The sequence below is a fragment of the Shinella sp. M27 genome (assembly GCF_049199905.1).
Classification (GTDB): domain Bacteria; phylum Pseudomonadota; class Alphaproteobacteria; order Rhizobiales; family Rhizobiaceae; genus Shinella.
This window is the reverse complement of the sequence record NZ_JBLZPK010000039.1, coordinates 77,871-98,249: the sequence shown is the minus strand read 5'-3', so window position 1 is coordinate 98,249 and position 20,379 is coordinate 77,871. Positions and strand designations below refer to the sequence as shown.

The following is a 20,379-nucleotide window of genomic DNA, read 5'->3' as shown; positions in this document are numbered from 1 at the left end:
CCCGTTTCCTGCCCATCTTTGACTATGCATTGGCCGCAGCGGCCATGGACTGTGATCGGACTGCCGGAATGAACGAGACCACCCGCGTGAACGAAACCCAGGCGACGGCCATCACCCTGTCCGAGCCGGAGAAGAATGTCATCATTGCGGGCGTTCTCCTGTCGATGCTTCTCGCAGCCCTCGACCAGACCATCGTGGCACCCGCCATGCCGACGATCGGCAAAGCGCTCGGGCATGCCGACTACCTGCCCTGGATCGTCACCGGCTATCTTCTCACCGCCACCGCCATGGCGCCGCTCTACGGCAAGATTTCGGATGTCTATGGTCGCCGCCCGACGATCTTCGGCGCCATCATCATCTTCCTCTTGGGCTCGCTGATCAGCGCGCTCGCGCCCAACATGCTGGTGCTGATCCTTGGCCGCGCCGTGCAGGGCCTGGGCGGCGGCGGCCTGTTTGCGCTCGCACAGATCGTGATCGGCGACCTCGTGCCGCCGCGCGAACGGGCGCGCTACGCCGCCTGGATTTCCGGCACCTGGGCCGTCGCCTGCATCGCCGGCCCGCTGATGGGCGGCACCTTTGCCGAGCACCTGCACTGGTCGGTGATCTTCTGGGTAAATATTCCGCTCGGCATCGCGGCACTCATCATCATCAACAATCCCCTGAGGAAACTGCCCGTCGTCGGCCGCGCGCACAGCATCGACGGGGCGGGCGCTGCCCTGCTCATCACCGCCACGGCCCTTCTTCTTTTGGCACTCAACTGGGGTGGCAGCCGCTATACATGGCTGTCGCCGGAAATCCTCGGCCTGCTCGGTTGCTCGGCAGTCTTCTGGGCGCTCTTCGCGCTCAGGCTGCGGCGCGCCGCTGAGCCGTTGATCTCGCTGGAGGTTCTCGCCAATCCGATCGTGCGCTACGGCACGCTCGCCATGTTCCTCGGGCAGACCGCCAATGTCGGCCTGGCCGTCTATATTCCCGTTTACGGGCAGTCCTTCCATGGGCTTTCGGCCAGCAGTTCCGGCATCGTGATGCTCGGCCTCTTGCTCGGCACCGTCTTCGGTGCGACGACCAGCGGGCGGACCATTCCGCGCTTCACCCATTACAAGCGGCTCGCGATCGGCGGCGGCGCTTTCAGCGTTCTCTGCCTCGTCGCGCTGGCCTTCCTGTCGGGGCACACGACGCTCTTCACGCTGGAACTCTTGACCTTCGGCGTCGGCTTCGGGTCCGGCATGACCTTCCCGGTCGCCACCATATCCGTGCAGAATGCCGTCGATCAGGCCCATCTCGGGGTCGCGACCGGCGTGCTGACCTTCCTGCGCTCGCTTGGCGGCGCGCTCGGCGTCGCCATGCTCGGCGCCATCGCGCTCAGCAACGGCCTGCCGCTTGGCGGGGAACATGTTCAGGCAGTCGGCGCCGGCGTCAGGGAGGCCCTGCCCTTCACCTATATCTTCATCGCCTGCGCCGCCGCGACCGCCCTGTCGCTGGTGCTCTTCTACCTGATGCCGGAAAAGCCGCTGCGTGGCCGCGCGGAAAGCGAGATCGCCGCCATCATCGAATAACCCCGCTTCACGCGGAACGGTATTCGCGCTCGATCTCCAGCAGACGCTGCTTGCGCCAAAGGCCGCCACCATAGCCGGTGAGCGCGCCATCCGTGCCGAGCACGCGATGGCACGGCACCATCAGCGCAATCTGGTTGGCCCCGTTCGCCCGCGCCACGGCGCGTGTGGCGGCGGGACGGCCGATCTGCCGGGCGAGTTCGGCATAGCTGCGCGTCGTGCCGGCCGGAATGCGGCGAAGCTCGGCCCAGACCTCCTGGCTGAACGGGCTGCCCGCCTGATGCAGCGGCGTTTCGAAGACGGCGAAGCGGCCGGCGAAGAAGGCGTCCAACTCGGCGCTCGCCTGCTCCGTCACCCCTGTCCGGCCAAGGCCGATGCCGTCCTTCGTTGCCGCCCGCAGCTTGCGCAATTCCATCGGAAGCGCCTTGCGGCCGATGAATTCCAGCAGATGCAGGTGGGTTTCGCTGGCGACGGCGACCATGTCGCCGAGCGGCGTGGCGATCCAGCTTGCCCTGAGCAGGCCATCCTGCTTGAGGCTGGCCGGCGCACAGCCGAGGATTTTCGCGAAGGCGGTGCGGAACGCGCTGGCGCTTTCGAACCGCGCCTCCTGCTGGGCGGCAATGACGCTGCTTCCGTCCGACAAGACCTCGAAACCCTCGCGAAGACGCCTTTGCCGGGCCATTTCCAGGAAGGTCATGCCGAACTGTCGTTTGAAGCTGCGCCGGACCGTCGAGAGGTCGTAGCCCATCCGCTCGACATGCTCCTCCGACCAGCGGATGTCCGGCCGCTCGTCGAGTGCGGCCAGCAAGGCACCGATCGCCGGGTCGGCACTTGCGGCAGCCTGTAGCGGATGGCAGCGCTTGCAGGCGCGAAACCCCGCCTCGATGCATTCGCCGATCGTCGCGCGAAAAGTGCAATTGCCCGGCAGCGGTTTGCGGGCCGGGCAGGTCAGGCGGCAGAAGATGCCGGTGGAGGCGACGCAGACATAGGCCTGGCCGTCATAGCGCTCATCGCGAGCGACAAGCGCCTGGTAGAGGGTGTCGTGATCTGGAAGGGTAAACAGCATGACATCCTGATAACATTGCTTCCGGCGGCAGTCGGTCGAAAATCGGGCGCCTATTCAAAATGCTGGACCGGCTAGCCACGCGCCTCCGGCGACGGTTGCGGCCATCGCACCAAGGCCTCGCGGCCGGCGTCCGTCAGACCATAGATGCCCCGGTCGAGCCGCTCGAACCAGCCATATACATTCGATTGCAGAATCTTGCCCGCCTCGGGCACGCCGACGCGAATGTCGCGGACACGCAACGGCCCCTCGACCAGCGCCACCGCGCAACCAAGCGCCTGCTGGCGATAGGCGGTCATCAGCGGTGTGCGCGTGCTGCCGCCCAGCGCAGGATCGCCACGCCGCTTCTGGTGCTCGCGCATCAGCCGCGACCGGCGTTTCGGATTGGTCCGCGGCATGGGTGTTACGGAGCCGACGATGACACTGACCTCGCCTGCATCGGAAATGCCGAGCATGCCGATGCCGAGCCGGCGGCAGAGATCCCGATAACGCTTGTCGGCCTCCCGGCCGCGTCCCTTGGCTGAAACCTTCGCGGCAATCCAGACCTCGTCGGAAACGGCAGCGCGGTCGACGGCCTGAAGGATAAGCTCCAGATTGAAGCTGAGCTTGAGTTCGCAGATCACCACGACGGGCGGATCGTCGGCGCTGAGGCCAACCAGATCGCAGCCGCCGATTTCGCCCTTGACGACATAGCCCGCCTTTTCGAGGAAGCCTTTGACGGGCAGGTAGAGCGACGTTTCCATGGGCCTAGAGATCGATACGGAGAATCATCCGCCGACTATAACGATCACGTCGCGCGGGTCACCTCCCACCGTTTGCAGGCACAGGCCGAAAATCGCAAATCAGGCGTTAACCGGCATAGAGCAACTTTAAATGTATATTAATGCAAGTTTAATGATCTGCCGCCGTTCACGGACATTTTCCTTGGTTTTCCGCCATTTTTGCCCGCAGGCTTGCCTCTGCTTGGTGACGTGACACGCCATTAGGCAGGTACGCGTTCTCGTGCAGGTGGGAAATGATCGCTTTCATCATGCGGCTGAAAAGCCGCGCGCATTTCGTCGTCGCACCGCAACAGGGCGCGCACCTTCTGGGCACCAATGCCCGCCGACGCAAGCAGGCGCGCCAGCGTCTCGCCATCATGATCGGCCTGTTCACGCTTGCTTATGTCATTCTCGGTGCGCGGCTCATCCAATATGGTATTTCGGAACCCATCCAGTCAGCCTCGATCGGCGCGGGCCACGCCGTCGCCTCGCGCCCGAACATCGTCGACCGCAACGGCCTGCTGCTCGCGACCGATCTCAACATGGTCTCGCTCTATGCCGAACCCCGGCGGATCATCGATGCCGACGAGGTGGTGGAAAAACTCGCTTTGGTCGTGCCCAACCTTGACTGGAGCGAGACGCACAAAAAGCTGCGCTCGCAGAGCGCCTTCCAATGGCTGCGGCGGCAGCTGACGCCCAAGCAGCAGTCCGATATTCTGGCGCTCGGCCTGCCCGGCATCGGCTTCCGGCCGGAAAAACGGCGCATCTATCCGGGCGGCGCCACGGCTTCGCATATCGTCGGCCATGTCAATGTCGATAACCAGGGCCTCGCCGGCATGGAGCGCTATCTCGACAGCCAAGGCCTTGCGGACCTGCGCGCGGCGGGCCTCACCAACGACACGCGGCTCGAGCCGGTCAAGCTTTCCATCGACCTGCGCGTCCAGAACATCGTGCGCGAGGTCGCCGCAAAGGCGATGGTCGATTACAAGGCGGAAGCAGCGGGTGCCGTCATCATCGATGTCCAGACCGGCGAAGTGCTCGCCATGGCCTCGGTGCCGGATTACGATCCGAACGAGCCCTCGCGACGGCTGGCCGATGGCAGCATCGACAAGGAATACGAGAAGGGCTGGTTCAACCGCATCAGCAACGCGACCTTCGAAATGGGCTCGACATTCAAGAGCTTCACGCTCGCCATGGGTCTGGACGAGGGCAAGATCAACCTCAATTCGGTCGTCGATGCCTCCCGCCCCATCCGCATGGGCGGCTTCACCATCCGCGATTTCAAGGGCAAGAACCGCCCGCTCTCCATCCCCGAAGTCTTTCAGTATTCCTCCAATATCGGTACTGCCGCGGTGGCCGACATGGTGGGCATCGAAGGCCACCAGCAGTTCCTGACAAGGCTCGGCCTGCTCTCGAAGATGGAGACGGAAATGCCCGGTGTCGCGACACCCACCCAGCCGCGAACCTGGAAGAAGATCAATTCCGTGACGATCTCCTTCGGCCATGGCGTGGCGACGACGCCCCTGCAGACGGCGGTTGCCGCCGCCGCCCTGATGAACGGCGGCTATCTCGTGCCGCCGACCTTCTTGCCCCGCACGAAGGAAGAGGCGCAGGCGCTCGCCACCCGCGTCATCAAGGACAAGACGAGCGCCGACATGCGAACGCTCTACGACTGGAACGGCATCAAGGGTTCCGGCCGCCACGCGCAGGTCGAGGGTTTCCATGTCGGCGGCAAGACCGGCACGGCCGACAAGGTGATCAACGGGCGCTATGCGCGTGACATGAATTTCAATGCCTTCGTGGCGGCCTTCCCGATGGACAAGCCGCGCTACATTGTGTTGTCGATTATCGACGCGCCCCGGACCGGCGAGAATGGCGGCCGCACTGCCGCCTCCACCGCAGCCCCGATGATCAAGGCGATCATCCGCCGCGTCGCGCCGCTGCTCGGCGTGCAACCACGCTTCGGCGATCCGGGGGCGGACATGCAACTGGTCGACTATTGAGGGGCAAAGGCCGCCGGCCTGTTCCGTTCTGGCGCAATCCGCGCCCGAAACGGCACCGTCGGGGGAATGTCATCTAAGACTTTGTTTATCCGGCACCTCTAGATTTCAGGCGAGAATCATCCTGAGGACATGACGCCCTTGGCCGCTATGCAAATGATGCTGCACCTAGTGCAGCTGATGGAACACGCCGGCAATCTCATCGCGGTCTTCGACCCGGAGGATCGCCTTCGATTTGCCAACCGGGCATTCCGCGCCGCCTGGTTCATCGGGGATGACGAAGAACCTCTCTGGTCCGAACTCATGCGCCGCAACTACCACACGCGGCGCGGTACGGTCATCGAGACCGCGAATTTCGAAACCTGGCTGCATTCCACGCAGGCGCGGCGGGGCAAAAGCGGTTTCCGCGCCTTCGAGACCGATCTTCATGACGGCCGATGGCTCTGGATGGCCGAGACGATGCAGCCCGACGGCTGGATGCTCTGCATTGCCAGCGACATCAGCTCCATCAGGCCGGACGAGCGGTCGTTGCGGCAGGACCGCGACATCGCGATCAAGGCCTCGCAGACCGACGAGCTGACCGGGCTTCCCAGCCGTCGCTATGTCATGGGTAAGCTCGGCGAGCTCGTCTGCTCGGCCGGCGGCGGCGAGCAGGATGTCGGCTGCCTCGCCGTGCTCGACATCGACAATTTCAAATATATCAACGACCGGTTCGGCCATGGCATCGGCGATGCAGTGCTCAGGGATTTCGGCATCACGCTGCAGCGCCACGTCCGCAGGACCGATATTCTCGGCCGTGTCGGCGGCGAGGAATTTCTGCTCATCCTCCCCAACACCACGATGGAGGATGCCGAGGCGATAGTTCAGCGCATGCTGGTCGCCGTCCGCCATTCCCGGCCCGTGCCCGAGCAGGCCAGCTTCCGCTACACCTTCTCGGCCGGGCTCGCCTGGATCGCCCGCGGCGACGATCCCGCCGCCGTCTATCGTCGGGCCGATCTCGCGCTCTATGCCGCGAAGATGCGCGGACGCGACCAGATCAGCATCGAAATCCCGCCCGACCGGCGCCTGGGCCCGACGACCGCGGTATCTTCGGAGTGATCACAGGAAATCGTCACGGCACGGCGTGAACGTATCGATCAGCAGGCCGGGCATCAGCGCAACCACGCCGTGCACAAGATTCGGCGCAACGATGAAGCTGCTGCCGGCGGCAAGCCGTGTGGTGACGCCATCCACCGTGACGTCGAAAGCACCTTCGGCCACATAGCTCACCTGCGTGTGCGGATGGGAATGCAGCGCGCCGATGGCGCCCTCCTCGAACCGGAAGGCGACGAGCATGAGTTCCGGCCGATGGCTCAGCACCGCGCGGCAGTTTCCGGGGGCGACTTCGGTCCAGACGGTATCTTCGGGGAGCGTATAGGGCTGCATGGGTCCTCTCATCGGGCAAGCCAGCCGCCGTCGACGGGCAGGATGGCGCCATGGACGTAATCGGAGGCCGGGCTCGCAAGGAAGATCGCGGCGCCGGCCATGTCTTCCGGCCGCGCCCAGCGGCCGGCGGGAATGCGCTTCAGGATATCGGCATTGCGCTCGGCATCGGCCCGCAGCGCCGTCGTGTTGTTGGTCTCGACATAGCCGGGCGCGATGGCATTCACATTGATGCCGCGCGCCGCCCATTCGTTTGCCAGAAGCTTGGTGATGCCGGCAAGGCCGCTCTTCGCCGCCGTATAGGACGGCACACGGATGCCGCCCTGGAAGGAAAGCATCGAAGCGATGTTGATGATCTTCGCCGGCCGCCCCGCCGCAAGTGCTGCCCTGGCGAAGGCCTGGCAGAGGAAGAAGACGGATTTCAGGTTGGTGTCGAGCACCGCATCCCAATCCTCTTCTGTGAAATCAAGCGAATCCGCCCGACGGATGATCCCGGCATTGTTGACAAGGATATCCGGTGTCGCACCGACGGCCAGAGCCTCGGAGAGAACGTTGGCAGCACTGCCCGATTTGGAGAGATCCGCCGTCACGCTGACGAACCGCCGACCGGACGCCTTCACCTCCACTTCGGTCTCCGCCATGGCGGAGCGGCCGACGCCGACGATATCGGCGCCCGCTTTCGCCAGTCCCACGGCGATGGCCTGGCCGATGCCGGTATTGGCACCAGTGACGATCGCCCAGCGGCCGGAAAGATCGAAGGTGGTCATCGCAGGGATTCCATCGGCACCTTGTCCATGTCGGTGAAGCTCATGTTGTCACCCGCCATGGCCCAGATGAAGGCATAGCGGCCCGTGCCGGCGCCCGAGTGGATCGACCAGCCGGGCGACAAGACCGCCTCATGGTTCTTCAGCACGACATGGCGCGTCTCGCTTGGCTCACCCATGAAGTGGAAGACCCGCGTCGCCTCCTGCATGCCGAAATAGAGATACACCTCCATGCGCCGGTCATGCACATGGGCCGGCATGGTGTTCCAGACGGAGCCCGGCTCGAATATGGTGAGGCCGACGAGAAGCTGGCAGCTCTCGCAGACATCGGGATGCACATACTGGTTGATGGTGCGGTGGTTGGATTCCTCCGCCGAGCCCAGATGCACCTTCTTCGCCATGTCGCGGGTGATGTGCACCGTCGGGCACTTTCGATGCGCGGGCGCACTCAGGACATAAAACAGCGCCGGCTCGGCGGGATCATCGCTGGCAAAGCCGAGCGCGCCCTCGCCCATGCCGATATAGACGCCCTCCTGAAAGCCGAGCGCATAATCCTTGCCACCGACGCTGACCGAGCCGGCGCCACCGATATTGATGATCGCCACCTCGCGACGCTCGAGGAACTGGTCCGTGCCGGTTTCGGCGACACGGTCGATCTCGAGCCGTTCGCCGGTCGGCACGACGCCACCAACGATCATGCGGTCGAGATGGCTGTAGGTGAGATTGATCTCCCCCGGCCGGAACAGCGTCTCGATGACGAAGCCATCGCGCAGGCCCTGCGTGTTGCGCCTTGCGGCGTCCTCAGGTCCAACGACCTGACGTACGGATACGGAAAGTGTCACGGCATATGCCTTTCAATAATGGGATCAGGTGAGCACGACATAGTCGGTGAGCTGGTTGATCGTCGTGTCGGCCTTGGCGACATCGAAGACCTTGGTGCCGTGGCTCATGATCACGAAACGGTCGCAGACCTGGTAGGCGTGGTAGATGTTGTGCGTCACCAGCACGCTGGAGACGTTCTCCGCCTTCAGCTTCAGCACCTGGTTCAAAAGCGCTTCCGTCTCGCGCACGGAGAGCGCCGAAGTCGGCTCGTCGAGCAGCAGCACGCGCTTCTTGAAATAGACGGCACGCGCAATGGCGACGGCCTGTTTCTGGCCGCCGGAGAGATTGCCGACCAGCGTATCCGGGCTGTCGATGCCCGAAATATGCACGGCGTTCTGAAGAACTTCCATGGCGATCTCGCGCATCTCGGCCTGCCGCAGGAAGCCGAAGCGATCCGTCAGCTCGCGCCCCATGAAGATGTTGCGGGTGATCGAGAGGCTGTCGACCAGGGCAGTGTGCTGGTAGATCGTCTCGATGCCGGCATCGGCAGAGTCCGAGCGGCAGGTAAAGAGAGTCTTCTTTCCATCGACGCTGAGATAACCATCCGTCGGCTTGTGAATTCCGGAGATCAAGTTGACCGTCGTCGACTTACCCGCACCGTTATCGCCGAGCAGACCGACCACTTCGCCTTCGCCGATATGGAAGCTCAGATTGCGCAGCGCGGTCAGGGCACCAAAACTTTTGGAAATATTGTGCAGTTCGAGAAGATTGGACATCACGCAACACCCCGCCGCTCGATGAGATGGTTGAAAATGGCGGCCAGCACGATCAGCGTCGCGATGAACATGTCGAGATAGAAGCCGGGTGCGCGCAGAAGCAGCAGCACGTCGGTGATGGTGTGGATGAGCAGCACGCCGAGGAAGACGCCGATGATCGAACCACGGCCGCCGCGCAGCGACAGGCCGCCGATGACGCAAGCGGCGATCGCCTGGAGTTCGAGGCCCGCACCTTGGCCGGGCTGCACGCTGCCGACGCGAGCGGTGGCAAGAATGCCGGCCACTGCTGCCATGCCGCCGGCAATGGCAAAGGCGATGAGCTTGACGCGGTTGGTGTTGATGCCGATCGCCTCGGCCGCGCCGCGATTGCCGCCCGTCGCGAAGACATGGTTGCCGAAGCGGTGACGGTGCAGCAGGAAATGGAAGCCGACGACGAAGAGCACGATCCAGATGAAGGCAGCGTTGATGCCTAAAAACGTGCCGGAAAACAGGCTGGTGAAGACCGGCTCGGGATCAAAGCGCACCTGCACCGCGCCATTGTAGAGCAGCACGGCACCGCGCCAGAACAGCAGGCCGCCGAGCGTCACGATGAAGGACGGCAGGCCGAAGCGGATCGTGATCTGGCCGTTGAGAAGGCCGATCAGGACACCGGCCAGAATGCCGAGCGGGGCCGCGACGAAGGCACTGACGCCGGCGCCGACAAGGCTCGCCATCAGCACGGCGGTGAAGGTGTAGACGGAGCCGATGGAGAGGTCGAACTCGCCTGCGATCATCAGCACACCGGCGCCGAGCGCCAGGCAGCCGAGCACCGGAACAGCCTTCATCAGGATCGTCACGTTCTGCGGCGAGAGATAGCGGAACTCATTGGGATAGAGCAGCGCGCCGGCGATGCAGACGATCTGCAACGCCATGAAGACGAGGAAGATCGCTCCGGCGGGCATGCCCATGATCTGCTTGAGGATGGATTGTCTTTGCGTGCGCGAACGGGGCGCGACGCTGTCGGCAAGGATAGGGGTCACGGTCTGGCACTCGATCTTTTTTCGGGGGAAGGAACCTGCCGGGGCACGCCGGCAGGTTCCCGCGCAGTCCGGTTAGCGGTAGCTGCCGATCAGCGGCTTGACCGAGCTGATGCGCGACTTGTCTAGGAAGGCACCCTGCCCGGTGTCGACGTCCGTCGGGGTCAGGCCGTATTTCTTGGCAAGCGCGATCTGGGCGATCGGATAGTAGCCCTGCAAATAGGGCTGCTGGTCCATGGTGGCGAACATCGCCCCCGATTCCACCGCATTGACGATCTCGACAGCAAGATCGAAGCCGCCGAACGGGATGTTGACGCCGGCATCCTTGATGGCGCCCGCACCGACTGTCGAGGTGACCGAGCCCGTGCCGAACAGCGCCTTCACATTCGGATTGGCTATGAGGAACTGCGCGATGATGTTCTGCGCTTCGGCCGGGTCGAGGCCGGCGCGCACCGTCTCGACCTTGATGCCGGCTTCCGTCATCGCCTTCTCGATGCCGCCGCCACGGGCGACCGCGAAGCTCGCCTCCGGAATTTCGCGCGGATTGAAGACGACATCGCCGGACTTCAGGCCGAATTCCTTGATCATGCGTTCGCCGAGCTCGACGCCGGAGGCGAACTCGTTCATGCCGACATAGGCCTGGCGGCAATTGCCCTTGGCGCCGTCGAGGTCGTCATTGTTGAAGCCGATAACGATGATGCCGGCCTTGGTGGCCGCGCAGATGCTTTCATCGAAGGCATCCGACGACGAGATCGCGACCGCGATGCCGTCAACGCCGCTCGCCGTCGCGCTTTCGATCAGGTCGTTTTGGCGCACCGGATCGTTGTTGGCATATTGCACGTCGAGATCGACGCCGAACTGGGCGGCTGCGTCTTGCGCGCCCTTCACCACGGGATTAAAGAACTGGACACTCGGATCGAGGTAGATGATCATCGTGGCCTTGACGTCTGCGGCAAGCGCCGTAGATGCCATCATCGTGGCAAGACCCGCGGCCATTGCCGCGGCTTTCAACCTGGTCATTTTCATTTGCGTATCCTCCCTTTGGATGTGCAATGCGGGTCCAAAAGACCCAAGTCTCGGCTGGCGGGCTCCGACCAAAGATTTCGCCAGCCGAGCTTTTCCTCCTCATGACCGCCCTTATGGGCAGCCCGTTACCCGAACCAGGGCGCAGGACGCCCGAACGTGACGTGCACGCCCTTGAACTGGGAATATTCATCGAAGCCGTAGCGGCCGAGTTCGCGGCCAAGCCCGCTCTTCTTGTAGCCGCCGATCGGCAGTTCCGGCGTGCCGTCGATCACGCTGTTGATCCAGCAGCGGCCAGCGCGGATGCGACGGATGCTCTGCAGCGCGTTTTCGAGATTGGTGGACCAGACGGAGGCCGACAGGCCGAATTCCGTGGCATTGGCCATCGCCACCGCCTCGTCCGCCGTCTTGAAGGTCAGCGTCGACAGCACCGGCCCGAAAATCTCTTCGCGGGCAATCGACATATCGGGCGTGACACCGGCAAACACGGTCGGTGCGTAGTAGAGACCGGCCTCCCTGCCGACCCTTTCGCCACCGAGCAGAAGCTTCGCGCCGGAAGCCACACCGGCCTCGACATAGGAATGCACCTTTTCCGCATGCGCCTCGGAGATCATCGCACCGATCTTGGTGCGCTCGTTCAGCGGATCGCCGAAGGTGACCTTGCGCGAGATATCGAGCAGGCGCTCCATCAGCGCATCGCGGATGCTCTCCTCGACCAGCAGGCGGCTGCCGGAAATGCAGCACTGGCCGGCATTGTGGTAGACGCCATAAGCGATGCCGTCGGCCGCAGCTTCGAGGTCCGCATCGGCAAAGACGATCTGTGGTCCCTTGCCGCCGAGTTCCAGCCCGACACGCTTGACGCTGCGCGCCGCGATCTCGCCGAGCTTGGTGCCGACACGCACGGAGCCGGTGAAGGCCACCATGTCGACACCGGGATCTTCCGCAAGCACCTGGCCGGCCGGATCGCCATAGCCGGTGACAACGTTGAATACGCCATCCGGAATGCCGGCCTCACGCGCCAGCTCCGCCATGCGGATCGAGGTGCCGGAGGTGAATTCCGATGGCTTCAGCACCACCGTGCAGCCGGCGCCAATCGCCCACGGCACGCGCTCGGAGGCGATGATGAAGGGGAAGTTCCAGGGCGTGATGATGCCGACGACGCCGACCGGTTCGCGCAGCACGAGGCCGAGGCGGTCATCGCCGATATTGTTGTGGCTCTGGCCTTCCAGCGCGCGGGCTTGCCCGGCGGCATAGGACCAGAGGTCGGCGCAGAAGCCGATCTCGCCACGAGCCTGGGCGATCGGCTTGCCGACCTCCAGGCTTTCGGCCAGCGCCAGCTCTTCCTGATGCACAAGGATAAGGTCCGCCACCTTGAACATCAGGCGTGAGCGCTCGGCGCCGGACATGCGCGGCCACGGGCCGGTATCGAAGGCACGGCGCGCGGCGGCAATCGCCAGGCGCACGTCATCCGCAGAAGCTTCCGGCCAAGTGCCGACAACCGCGCCGGCATGGCCGGGGCTTACCCGATCGATCGTCCGGCCGGATGCCGCATCGACGGACTTGCCATCGACAAGCATCTGATAGCGGGCTTTAATATTCAGCCGCGGGTCACGGGAATCGGGTGCAATGAAATTGGACAGCAATATCGTCTTTCGGCCGGCAATAGCTCGCCAGCCCCTCCCTGTTGATCCGGTTGTCAGGCCACCGGATTTCTGTTGCACATGAATTGTATGGTACTGTATGGTGGCTCAAATTGGTTGTCAACGCATGATGGCGGGAAAAGACGTGAACCTTGAATCCCTGAAGATCGACACGGGCGAAACCGCGGCAGCGCAGGTGGAGCGAGACCTGCGCGAATCCATCATCCGCCTTGAGCTCGCCCCCGGCATGCGGCTATCGGAACAGGACATCGCCACCCGCATGGGCGTGTCGCGCCAGCCGGTGCGCGAGGCGCTGATCGCGCTCGGCAAGTCGAAGCTCGTCGATATCAGGCCGAACCGTGGCACCGTCGTGGTGCGCATCTCGGCACGGCAGATGATGGAGGCGCGTTTCGTGCGCGAGGCGATCGAGACCGCCGTCGCCCGCCGCGCCAGCGAGAGCTTTGACAGCTGGACGCGGCGCAAGATCGACACGATCCTCGCCCGCCAGAAGGCCGCCCGCGACGGCGACGACCACAACGCCTTCCGCCGCGAGGACGAGCAGTTTCACATAGCCATCGCCGAGGGCGCTGGCTGTGGCCTCGCCTGGAACGCCATCTCCGACATCAAGGCGCATATGGACCGGGTCTGCAATCTTCAGCTCCGCCATCCCGATTCCATGAGCCGGCTGATCGCCGAGCATGAGGCGATCATCGACGCCATCGACACCCGCAATGCCGATACCGCCGAGGCCGCCATGCGCAGCCACCTCAACGGCATCCTCACCGACCTGCCGCAGATCGAGGCGTCCAATCCGGACCTGTTCGAGTGACGAAAACGCAAAAGGCGCGCGATTGTCATCGCGCGCCAGGAAATTTGGCCCTAGCTGAAGCGAAAGACGTTCAGCCGGCGCTGACGTAGGGCATGACCTCGAGCACGCCGCGATAGATCATGTCGAGCGAGACATAGAGAATGATCGCGAGGCCGACATAGGCGATCCAGCGATGCTTGTTGAGCAGGTTGGCAATGAAGTTCGCCGCGATGCCCATCAGCGCGATGGAGAGCGCAAGGCCGATGACCAGCACGCTCGGATGCTCGCGGGCGGCACCGGCCACAGCCAGAACGTTGTCGAGCGACATGGAGACGTCGGCGACGACGATCTGGGTCGCGGCCTGGAAGAAGGTCTTCTTCGGCGTGTCTTCGAGGCTCGCCTCTTCCGCGCTGCCATGGCCGCCGCGCAGTTCGCGCCACATCTTCCAGCAGACCCAGAGCAGAAGCAGACCGCCGGCGAGCAGCAGGCCGATGATGGCGAGCAGATGCACCGCCACCGTCGCGAAAAGGATGCGCAGCACCGTTGCCGCGATGATGCCGACGAGGATCGCCTTCTTGCGCTGCGCCGGGTCGAGACCGGCGGCGGCAAGGCCGATGACGACGGCGTTATCGCCGGCAAGAACCAGGTCGATTGCGATGACCTGCAAGAGCGCCGTAAGACCGGCAGCCGTCAGAATTTCCATGCGTCCCACCTTCCGATACGCGAGGCCGAAACGGGCCGTCCCCTGCCCGTCTGATTCCGATCAGTACCCTTTTGGATTTGCGCTTTGCAAGGCGAATACACAATTCCGCGAAAATGCCGATCGGCGGAACTGGCCCGCCGATCGCACGATGCGCAACAAAGGACCTCAGATGGCCTGAGGCATGACCCCGTCGCGTTCGATCAGTGCAAAGACCCGTTCCACGGCACAGGGAATGGGGCCGAGTACCGGCCTGCCGAAGCGGGTGCGCAGCTGTTCGGCGGCTTGGCCGAGCGGGCCGCCGCCGATAATCACGGCTTCGGCTCCGGCCAGATCGATGCAGTCGCGCACCGCACCGGCCAGCGCTTCGGCCAGAAGTTCGGCATCGGCCGCAAGAGCGAGCGGATCGCCCGCCGTGCAGCGGACGCCCGCATAGAGATGACCGAGGCCGAGATCATACGCACGCTGATCGATGGCCTCGACGAGTTCAGGCGTCGAGGTGGCAACGGCGAACCGGCGCCCACCTTGTGAAGCCTCGATCATTGACGCCTCGCAGATGCCGACGACCGGCACGTTGACCTTGCGGCGAAGCTCCGCAAGACCGGGATCGCCGAAGGCGCTGACGATGATGCCCGCACAATCGCGTTCATGCGCCGTGCCGAGCTCGACCACCTGGGCGGCTGAAGCTGTCAGCTGCTCGGGCGTCGTGATCATCGGCGGGCTGCGGTCCGCTGTCTCGGCCTTGACATCGAGCCTGCCGCCGGCGGCCCTGAGGGCGATCGCCTGCATCATGTCGCTCGTGGCAAGCGAACTGTTGGGATTGATCAACAGTATATGCGGGGCCATTTCCGTTATGCTCCTGCCTTCAGAGGTTCGACGGCGGGGATGCTTTCGTCCGTCCCTGCCGTATCCGCACGCTGGGTGATGTCTTCCATCGACATGCCGTAGGTCTCCGGTCCCAGCTGGATGCAGAGCGCGAAGACCGCGTACATGGCCGCGGCAAGCCCGAACACACCGCCCATGCCGTAATGGTCGAACAGGGCGCCCGAGATGGTCGGCACGAAGGAACCGGCCGCCGAGCCCGTCGCCAGGATGAAGGCGACGCCGAAGGCGCGGATGCGCGTCGGGAAAAGTTCCGGCGCGTAAATCCAGATCGAGGTGTTCAGAAGAAGCACGAAGAACTGGAAGAGCGCCCCGAAGAACAGCACCAGATAGATGGTCATGCCGAACTGCAGGATGGAGAGTGCGGCCAGGCAGGCGCAGACCGCACCGACCGTCAGCACCCGCTTGCGGGGGAAGTAGTAGCCGAACATTGAGGCCGCGATGGCGCCGAGCACGCTGCCCGACTGGATGATCATGCTGTAGAGCAGGCTGCCCTGTAGCGTGTAGCCCATCGAGACGAAGATGACCGGCATCAGCGTCAGAACGGACAGCTGCGCGCCGTAACTCATCAGAATGGCGATGGATACCGGCACGATGCGGCCGAGGAACGGAGCGCGGAAAAGTTCCTTCCAGCCCCCCTTGGCACGCGGTGCGTCCTGCTCGTTGTCCTTGGAAAGATATTCGCGGACCACGAGGTTTTTCGGTCGGAGCGAACCGGACTCCAGCACCGAAAGCACCTTGTTCGCCTCGTCGATGCGCCCTTGCGAGGCGAGGAAACGCGGCGTTTCCGGCACGAAACGGCGATAGAACACGACGAGCAAAGCCGGCAGCGCGAGCGAGGCGAAAAGCCAGCGCCAGCTATCCTCACCTGGGAAGATGCTGAAGATCATCAGGCCGTAGACGGGCGCCAGGAAGTTGCCGAAGCCGCCCGCGCCGACATTGACGAGGCCGGCGGCCGTTCCGCGGAATTTCGGCGAGCAGAATTCCGACAGCATGGTGACGGCGGTCGAAATTTCACCGCCGACGCCGAAGCCGACGATCGCACGCGCAATGCACAGGAACATGAAGTCCGGTGCCAGCGCGCAGGCGGCCGAGCCGAGCGAGAACAGCAAGAGATTGATCGTCAGCATGACGCGGCGGCCGTAGCGGTCGCCGAGAATGCCCGAAAGCAGGCGGCCGATGGCCGCGCTGCCGAAGGTGATCGTGTTCAGGAAGCCGATATCCGTGCCGGTCAGGCCCCAGTGCTCCTTCAGGAGCGGGCCGGACACGCCGATCGTGTTCTGCTCGAACGCGTCGAACAGGCAACCGATCAAGACCAGTGCGATAATCTGCTTGTGCGCACGTGTGACCCCGATGCGGGTCAGTGCGCCCTCCAGTTGACGGATAGCCGGCGATGATTTGCCGGACTGCACCATGCCTTCTGCTGCCATAGTCTCCTCCTCTTTGGCATCAGTATGAAAATCAATTTTCACATAATACACACGTGAAATCCATTTTTCAATAAACTTTGTTAGCGCTTTTCACAGCACGCCTTGCGAAGTCCGTCGGGTCGACTACAACCTTGATTTATCGGGAGAAGACGGTGAGCAAGATGGGTTCAACGGATCGGTCGTTTCTGTTTCGCGTGCGCGACGCGCTCGACGACCTGCATCCGGCCGAGCGGCGGCTGGGCGATTTCGTCTGCGACTTTCCGGGCGAGCTCGCCAGCTATTCCGCCTCCGAACTCGCCAAGCTGGCGCAGGTCTCCAATGCCACGGTGACGCGCTTCGTGCGCCGGCTCGGCTACGAGACCTATGAAGAGGCCCGCCGCCATGCGCGCGACGAGCGGCAGACCGGCTCCCGCCTATTCCTCGCCGCCTCCACCGATGCGGCCGCCGAGCAATCCGTCGCCGCCCATGCCGCGCAGGGCATCGCCAACCTCGAGGGCACCTTCGCCACGATCACGGACGCGCAGGTCGATACGGTCGCCGATGCGATCCTCAAGGCGCGCAAGACCTGGGTCCTCGGCTTTCGCAGCAGCCACGCCTTTGCCGATTACCTGCAATGGCAGATGACGCAGGTGGTGGAAAACATCGTCGCCATTCCCGGCGCCGGCCAGACGCTCGGCGAACATCTCGTCAGCGTCACCGGCGAGGATGTCGCCATCGTCTTCGGCCTGCGCCGCCGCGTCGCACAGATGGAAACCATCCTGACGGCCATCGAGAAGAGCGGCGCAAAGCTCCTCTACATCACCGACGAAGGCGTCGCCCATCGCGCCAGCGCCGCCTGGCACTTCCGCTGTCAGACGCTCGCGCCCGGCGCACTGTTCAACCACGTCTCGGTCATGGCCGTCTGCCACCTCATCACGACGCGCACGATCGAACGCGCCGGCCCCGCCGGCCGCATCCGCCTGCGCGGCATCGAGCGCTTCGGCGATACGCTCGAAGAGCTGTGAGGGTTTAAGCCCGCGGAAGGCGAACGCGAACGATACTTGCGTGGAATTTTGCGCCGTAAACGAGATCGTCGTCATTGAAATCGTAGGTCGGATTGTGCAGCGGCGCGGATTGTCTGCCGTTGCCAAGGAAGATGAAGCAGCCGGGCACGAAATCGAGGAAGCGGGCAAAATCCTCAGAACCCGTCATCGGCTCGCGACGCAGTTCGACGTTTTCCGGGGCGAAGACATCGGCAGCCGCCGCGAAAGCCTCGCCCGTCAGCGATGCATCGTTCAGAAAATGCGATTACGTCACCTGCGAGGCCGATTTCGTGCTGGTCATCGTCGTGCCCGCCATGGCGGATTACGAAGCCCTCACCCGCCGCCTGTTCTTCGGCAAAGCGCTTCCGCCCCTTCGTGGCGATGGATCGCATCAAGGTGGGCTTGCGCGTTCCAACCTGAACTCAGCCCGTCGTCCTAGCGCGTCGCCTGATGAACCAGCCATCCCTGCCGCCCCGCAACAGCGGACGCTCGACAAGGCGATAGGCGGCAAGACCCACGGCAAGGCCGGCGCAGACGGAGAGGACGAAGGCGAGAGCCGGTGGCAGGCCGAGCAGTATGCCGGCCTTGGCGACGATGGAAATCGCGAATGTGTGCCAAAGATAGATCGAATAGGACGCGTCGCCAAGCATGACGGGAAGCGCAAGACGCGGAATGCCACCATGTTTTTCGAGGGCGATCGTGCCATAGACCAGCGCGCAGGCGAGCGGGCCACAGGTCCATTCGTCGAAAGGCAGCCGCAGCAGGCCGATGGCCGCAAAGCCGGCAAGGCCGAAGCCGACGAGCGTGAAAGCCAGCGGGCGGCCCGGCACCCGGCCGTCGAGCCACAGACGGGCGATCAGCATGCCGGCGACGAATTCGAGGATGATCGGGCGGGTATAGGTAAGGAAGAGAGGCGCATCGCTCTCGACTACGAGGCCGAGGGCGACCAGCAGGCCGAATATCCCGGCCATGCTCCAAAGCCGCAACCGTAGCGGCAGGGCAAGGCAAGCGGCGAAGACGAGGTAGAAGAACATCTCGTAATTCAGCGTCCAGCCCTGCACGAGCACCGGCCAGATCTCGCCGCTGCTCGGAGAACGGATCGGCACGAAGAAAAGCGAGGCGGCGACGTGGCCGGTCGTCAGCACGAGATTGGGAAAGAGCCCCGCCAGAGCACCCGCCACCATGACGCCCGTCGCCAGCCAATAGACCGGCACAATGCGGCGGATGCGATCGAGGAGAAAGCGGCCGGGCGAGACCGGACGCCGCTCGACGATCACCCACATGATGAAGCCGCTGATGACGAAGAAGACATCGACGCCGGCCGCCCCGATGGCAAACGCATGCCCGGTGCGCTCCGCCGCGTGGAAAAAGACGACGGCCAGCGCCGCGAAGGCGCGCAGATATTGCACGCCATAGAGGGTGCCGGACGCAGGTTTCGCCGTCATGCGAAGGCCGCCCTGTGGGGAGCAGAACTCGGGATAGCGCGCCGTCGCCCGTCCGCCAGCTTGCCGGCGGCGAAATAGAGCAGGAACGAGCCGACATGGTAGGGATTGAGGATATCGATCTCCACGAAGGTGCGCACGGCGAGCAGCGCCGCGACAGTGAAGAGCACCAGCGCCTCCGCGTCACGTGCCGCCGAAAGCAGCCGGCAGAGATGCCCGGCAAGGGTGACGACGAGCACCATCGTCAGAAGCAGGCAACCGACGAGGCCCGTTTCGACGGTGGCGGCGATGAAGGTGTTGTGAAAATGGAAGCCGCTGCGCCCGGAGATGAAGAAATCCGCCCAGAGCTTTTCCGCAAGCGCAAAGCCCTGCACCCAGAACGCCTGGTAGCCGATGCCGGCAACGGGCGCTTCGCCCGCCGTCTCGATGCCCTGCTGCCAGAGATAGGTGCGGCCGGTCAGCGTCGCATCCTTGCCGAAGGCGCCGAGCACCATTTCATAACCGCCGCCATAGGCACCGGCGATGACGATGAACACGGCCAGAACGGCGAGCGCCAGGAACAGCATTTTGCGATGGCGGGGTGCCAGTCTTTCCAGCGCCCTGAGCGCGAGACAAAGGCCGGCAATGGCAACGGTCGTCAACACCGAGGTCGCCGATTGCGACGCCTTGAGGCAATAGAGCGCGACCAGCACACAGCCGATGGCGGCAAGCTTCCACAGGCCGCGCTCGACGCCGAGAAAGAGCGCGACGAAGGCAAAGAGCACTGCCAGCGAGGCATAGAATCCAAGCTGGTTCTTCGAGGCGAAGGCGCCGACGAAACTGTAGGTCCCGTCGAGCGGATCGAGGTGATAGACGCCGAAGACCATCGAGTAGAGCAGCACCAATCCCGTACCGATCAGACCGCCGCGCACCAGTGTGCGTGTGTCGACGACGCGCATGGCGATCAGCGCGCAGACGACATGCGAGAGATATTGCACGCCCGCCCGCGCCGTGGTGCCCGGCGCCTGCGACCAGAAGACGGAGAGACAGGCGAAAAGCGCGAAGGCGAAGATCCATGCATAGTGCACGTAGTTACCCAGAACCCGCCGGTAATCGACGGCGACGAGCGGCATCCACAGCGCGTAATAGGCCAGGATGGAGGCCTGACCGAAACGGAAGGAATAGGCGAAGACGAAGAAGGACAGGGCGATGGCGAACGCGGCATAGGCCTCGTTGCCATCGGGTCCGATCAGGCGCGTCTTCGCAATCCGCATCGCCG

19 protein-coding genes and 2 pseudogenes are annotated in these 20,379 nt (G+C 63.9%); 6 read left to right on the top strand and 15 right to left on the bottom strand.

Annotated features, from left to right (window positions below):
* Positions 1–68: 68 nt before the first annotated feature.
* Positions 69–1,553 (top strand): MDR family MFS transporter, encoded by a 1,485-nt coding sequence (locus ACOZK4_RS16085; protein WP_421592744.1) that lies wholly within the window; start codon positions 69–71, stop codon positions 1,551–1,553.
* A 7-nt stretch (positions 1,554–1,560) separates the two neighbouring features.
* Here ACOZK4_RS16085 and ACOZK4_RS16080 read toward each other — a convergent pair whose 3' ends face one another.
* Both ACOZK4_RS16080 and ACOZK4_RS16075 read right to left on the bottom strand, forming a co-directional pair.
* Complete coding sequence (locus tag ACOZK4_RS16080) at positions 1,561–2,616, bottom strand: bifunctional transcriptional activator/DNA repair enzyme AdaA (RefSeq protein ID WP_421592743.1); 1,056 nt, start codon at positions 2,614–2,616, stop codon at positions 1,561–1,563.
* Positions 2,617–2,687: 71 nt separating this feature from the next.
* Complete coding sequence (locus ACOZK4_RS16075; protein WP_313528481.1) at positions 2,688–3,356, bottom strand: DUF2161 domain-containing phosphodiesterase; 669 nt, start codon at positions 3,354–3,356, stop codon at positions 2,688–2,690.
* Positions 3,357–3,628: 272 nt separating this feature from the next.
* Here ACOZK4_RS16075 and ACOZK4_RS16070 point away from each other — a divergent pair, with 272 nt between their 5' ends.
* A complete protein-coding gene (locus ACOZK4_RS16070) occupies positions 3,629–5,377 on the top strand; it encodes a peptidoglycan D,D-transpeptidase FtsI family protein (protein WP_421592742.1) in 1,749 nt (582 codons plus the stop codon).
* A 147-nt stretch (positions 5,378–5,524) separates the two neighbouring features.
* Positions 5,525–6,472 carry a GGDEF domain-containing protein gene (locus tag ACOZK4_RS16065; RefSeq protein ID WP_421592808.1) on the top strand — a complete coding sequence of 316 codons (948 nt, stop codon included), beginning with the start codon at positions 5,525–5,527 and terminating at the stop codon, positions 6,470–6,472.
* On the opposite strand, the gene ACOZK4_RS16060 is transcribed toward ACOZK4_RS16065, so the two are convergent.
* From ACOZK4_RS16060 to ACOZK4_RS16030, 7 genes are all read right to left on the bottom strand, one after another.
* Positions 6,473–6,799, bottom strand: coding sequence for a cupin domain-containing protein (locus tag ACOZK4_RS16060; protein ID WP_421592741.1), 327 nt, complete (start codon positions 6,797–6,799; stop codon positions 6,473–6,475).
* 8 nt (positions 6,800–6,807) lie between these two features.
* Positions 6,808–7,563 (bottom strand): 2-dehydro-3-deoxy-D-gluconate 5-dehydrogenase KduD, encoded by a 756-nt coding sequence (gene kduD / locus ACOZK4_RS16055; protein WP_421592740.1) that lies wholly within the window; start codon positions 7,561–7,563, stop codon positions 6,808–6,810.
* Positions 7,560–8,402 (bottom strand): 5-dehydro-4-deoxy-D-glucuronate isomerase, encoded by an 843-nt coding sequence (gene kduI, locus ACOZK4_RS16050; protein WP_421592739.1) that lies wholly within the window; start codon positions 8,400–8,402, stop codon positions 7,560–7,562. Before kduI ends, kduD begins: the two co-directional genes overlap by 4 nt.
* Before the next feature lie 24 nt (positions 8,403–8,426).
* The gene (locus ACOZK4_RS16045) at positions 8,427–9,158 is read right to left on the bottom strand and encodes an ATP-binding cassette domain-containing protein (protein WP_257947058.1); all 732 of its coding nucleotides are present in this window, start codon (positions 9,156–9,158) and stop codon (positions 8,427–8,429) included.
* A complete protein-coding gene (locus tag ACOZK4_RS16040) occupies positions 9,158–10,177 on the bottom strand; it encodes an ABC transporter permease (RefSeq protein ID WP_421592738.1) in 1,020 nt (339 codons plus the stop codon). The genes ACOZK4_RS16045 and ACOZK4_RS16040 overlap by 1 nt, the downstream gene beginning before the upstream one ends.
* Positions 10,178–10,249: 72 nt before the next feature.
* Positions 10,250–11,200 carry a substrate-binding domain-containing protein gene (locus ACOZK4_RS16035; protein WP_313528467.1) on the bottom strand — a complete coding sequence of 317 codons (951 nt, stop codon included), beginning with the start codon at positions 11,198–11,200 and terminating at the stop codon, positions 10,250–10,252.
* A 125-nt stretch (positions 11,201–11,325) separates the two neighbouring features.
* Positions 11,326–12,840 carry an aldehyde dehydrogenase family protein gene (locus tag ACOZK4_RS16030; protein ID WP_421592737.1) on the bottom strand — a complete coding sequence of 505 codons (1,515 nt, stop codon included), beginning with the start codon at positions 12,838–12,840 and terminating at the stop codon, positions 11,326–11,328.
* Positions 12,841–12,964: 124 nt separating this feature from the next.
* On the opposite strand from ACOZK4_RS16030, the gene ACOZK4_RS16025 reads away from it, so the two are divergent.
* Positions 12,965–13,666, top strand: a complete 702-nt coding sequence (locus tag ACOZK4_RS16025; RefSeq protein WP_313528463.1) for a GntR family transcriptional regulator — start codon at positions 12,965–12,967, stop codon at positions 13,664–13,666.
* Between the two features lie 70 nt (positions 13,667–13,736).
* On the opposite strand, the gene ACOZK4_RS16020 is transcribed toward ACOZK4_RS16025, so the two are convergent.
* The 3 genes from ACOZK4_RS16020 to ACOZK4_RS16010 form a co-directional block, all read right to left on the bottom strand.
* On the bottom strand, positions 13,737–14,348 hold the full coding sequence (locus tag ACOZK4_RS16020) for a TerC family protein (protein WP_421592736.1): 612 nt from the start codon (positions 14,346–14,348) through the stop codon (positions 13,737–13,739).
* A gap of 165 nt (positions 14,349–14,513) precedes the next feature.
* Positions 14,514–15,191 (bottom strand): aspartate/glutamate racemase family protein, encoded by a 678-nt coding sequence (locus ACOZK4_RS16015; protein WP_421592735.1) that lies wholly within the window; start codon positions 15,189–15,191, stop codon positions 14,514–14,516.
* A gap of 5 nt (positions 15,192–15,196) precedes the next feature.
* Positions 15,197–16,657 carry an MFS transporter gene (locus ACOZK4_RS16010; protein WP_421592734.1) on the bottom strand — a complete coding sequence of 487 codons (1,461 nt, stop codon included), beginning with the start codon at positions 16,655–16,657 and terminating at the stop codon, positions 15,197–15,199.
* 161 nt (positions 16,658–16,818) lie between these two features.
* Between ACOZK4_RS16010 and ACOZK4_RS16005 the strand changes: the two genes are divergently transcribed.
* On the top strand, positions 16,819–17,661 hold the full coding sequence (locus ACOZK4_RS16005) for a MurR/RpiR family transcriptional regulator (protein WP_421592807.1): 843 nt from the start codon (positions 16,819–16,821) through the stop codon (positions 17,659–17,661).
* 4 nt (positions 17,662–17,665) lie between these two features.
* Here ACOZK4_RS16005 and ACOZK4_RS16000 read toward each other — a convergent pair.
* Positions 17,666–17,935, bottom strand: a pseudogene (locus ACOZK4_RS16000) (M20/M25/M40 family metallo-hydrolase); the annotation flags it as partial.
* A gap of 4 nt (positions 17,936–17,939) precedes the next feature.
* On the opposite strand from ACOZK4_RS16000, the pseudogene ACOZK4_RS15995 reads away from it, so the two are divergent.
* Positions 17,940–18,099: pseudogene (locus ACOZK4_RS15995) on the top strand (AsnC family transcriptional regulator); the annotation flags it as partial.
* A 2-nt stretch (positions 18,100–18,101) separates the two neighbouring features.
* Here the strand turns inward: ACOZK4_RS15995 and ACOZK4_RS15990 are convergent.
* A complete protein-coding gene (locus tag ACOZK4_RS15990) occupies positions 18,102–19,124 on the bottom strand; it encodes an acyltransferase family protein (RefSeq protein ID WP_421592733.1) in 1,023 nt (340 codons plus the stop codon).
* Positions 19,121–20,374, bottom strand: coding sequence for an O-antigen ligase family protein (locus ACOZK4_RS15985; protein ID WP_421592732.1), 1,254 nt, complete (start codon positions 20,372–20,374; stop codon positions 19,121–19,123). The genes ACOZK4_RS15990 and ACOZK4_RS15985 overlap by 4 nt, the downstream gene beginning before the upstream one ends.
* Positions 20,375–20,379: the final 5 nt, after the last annotated feature.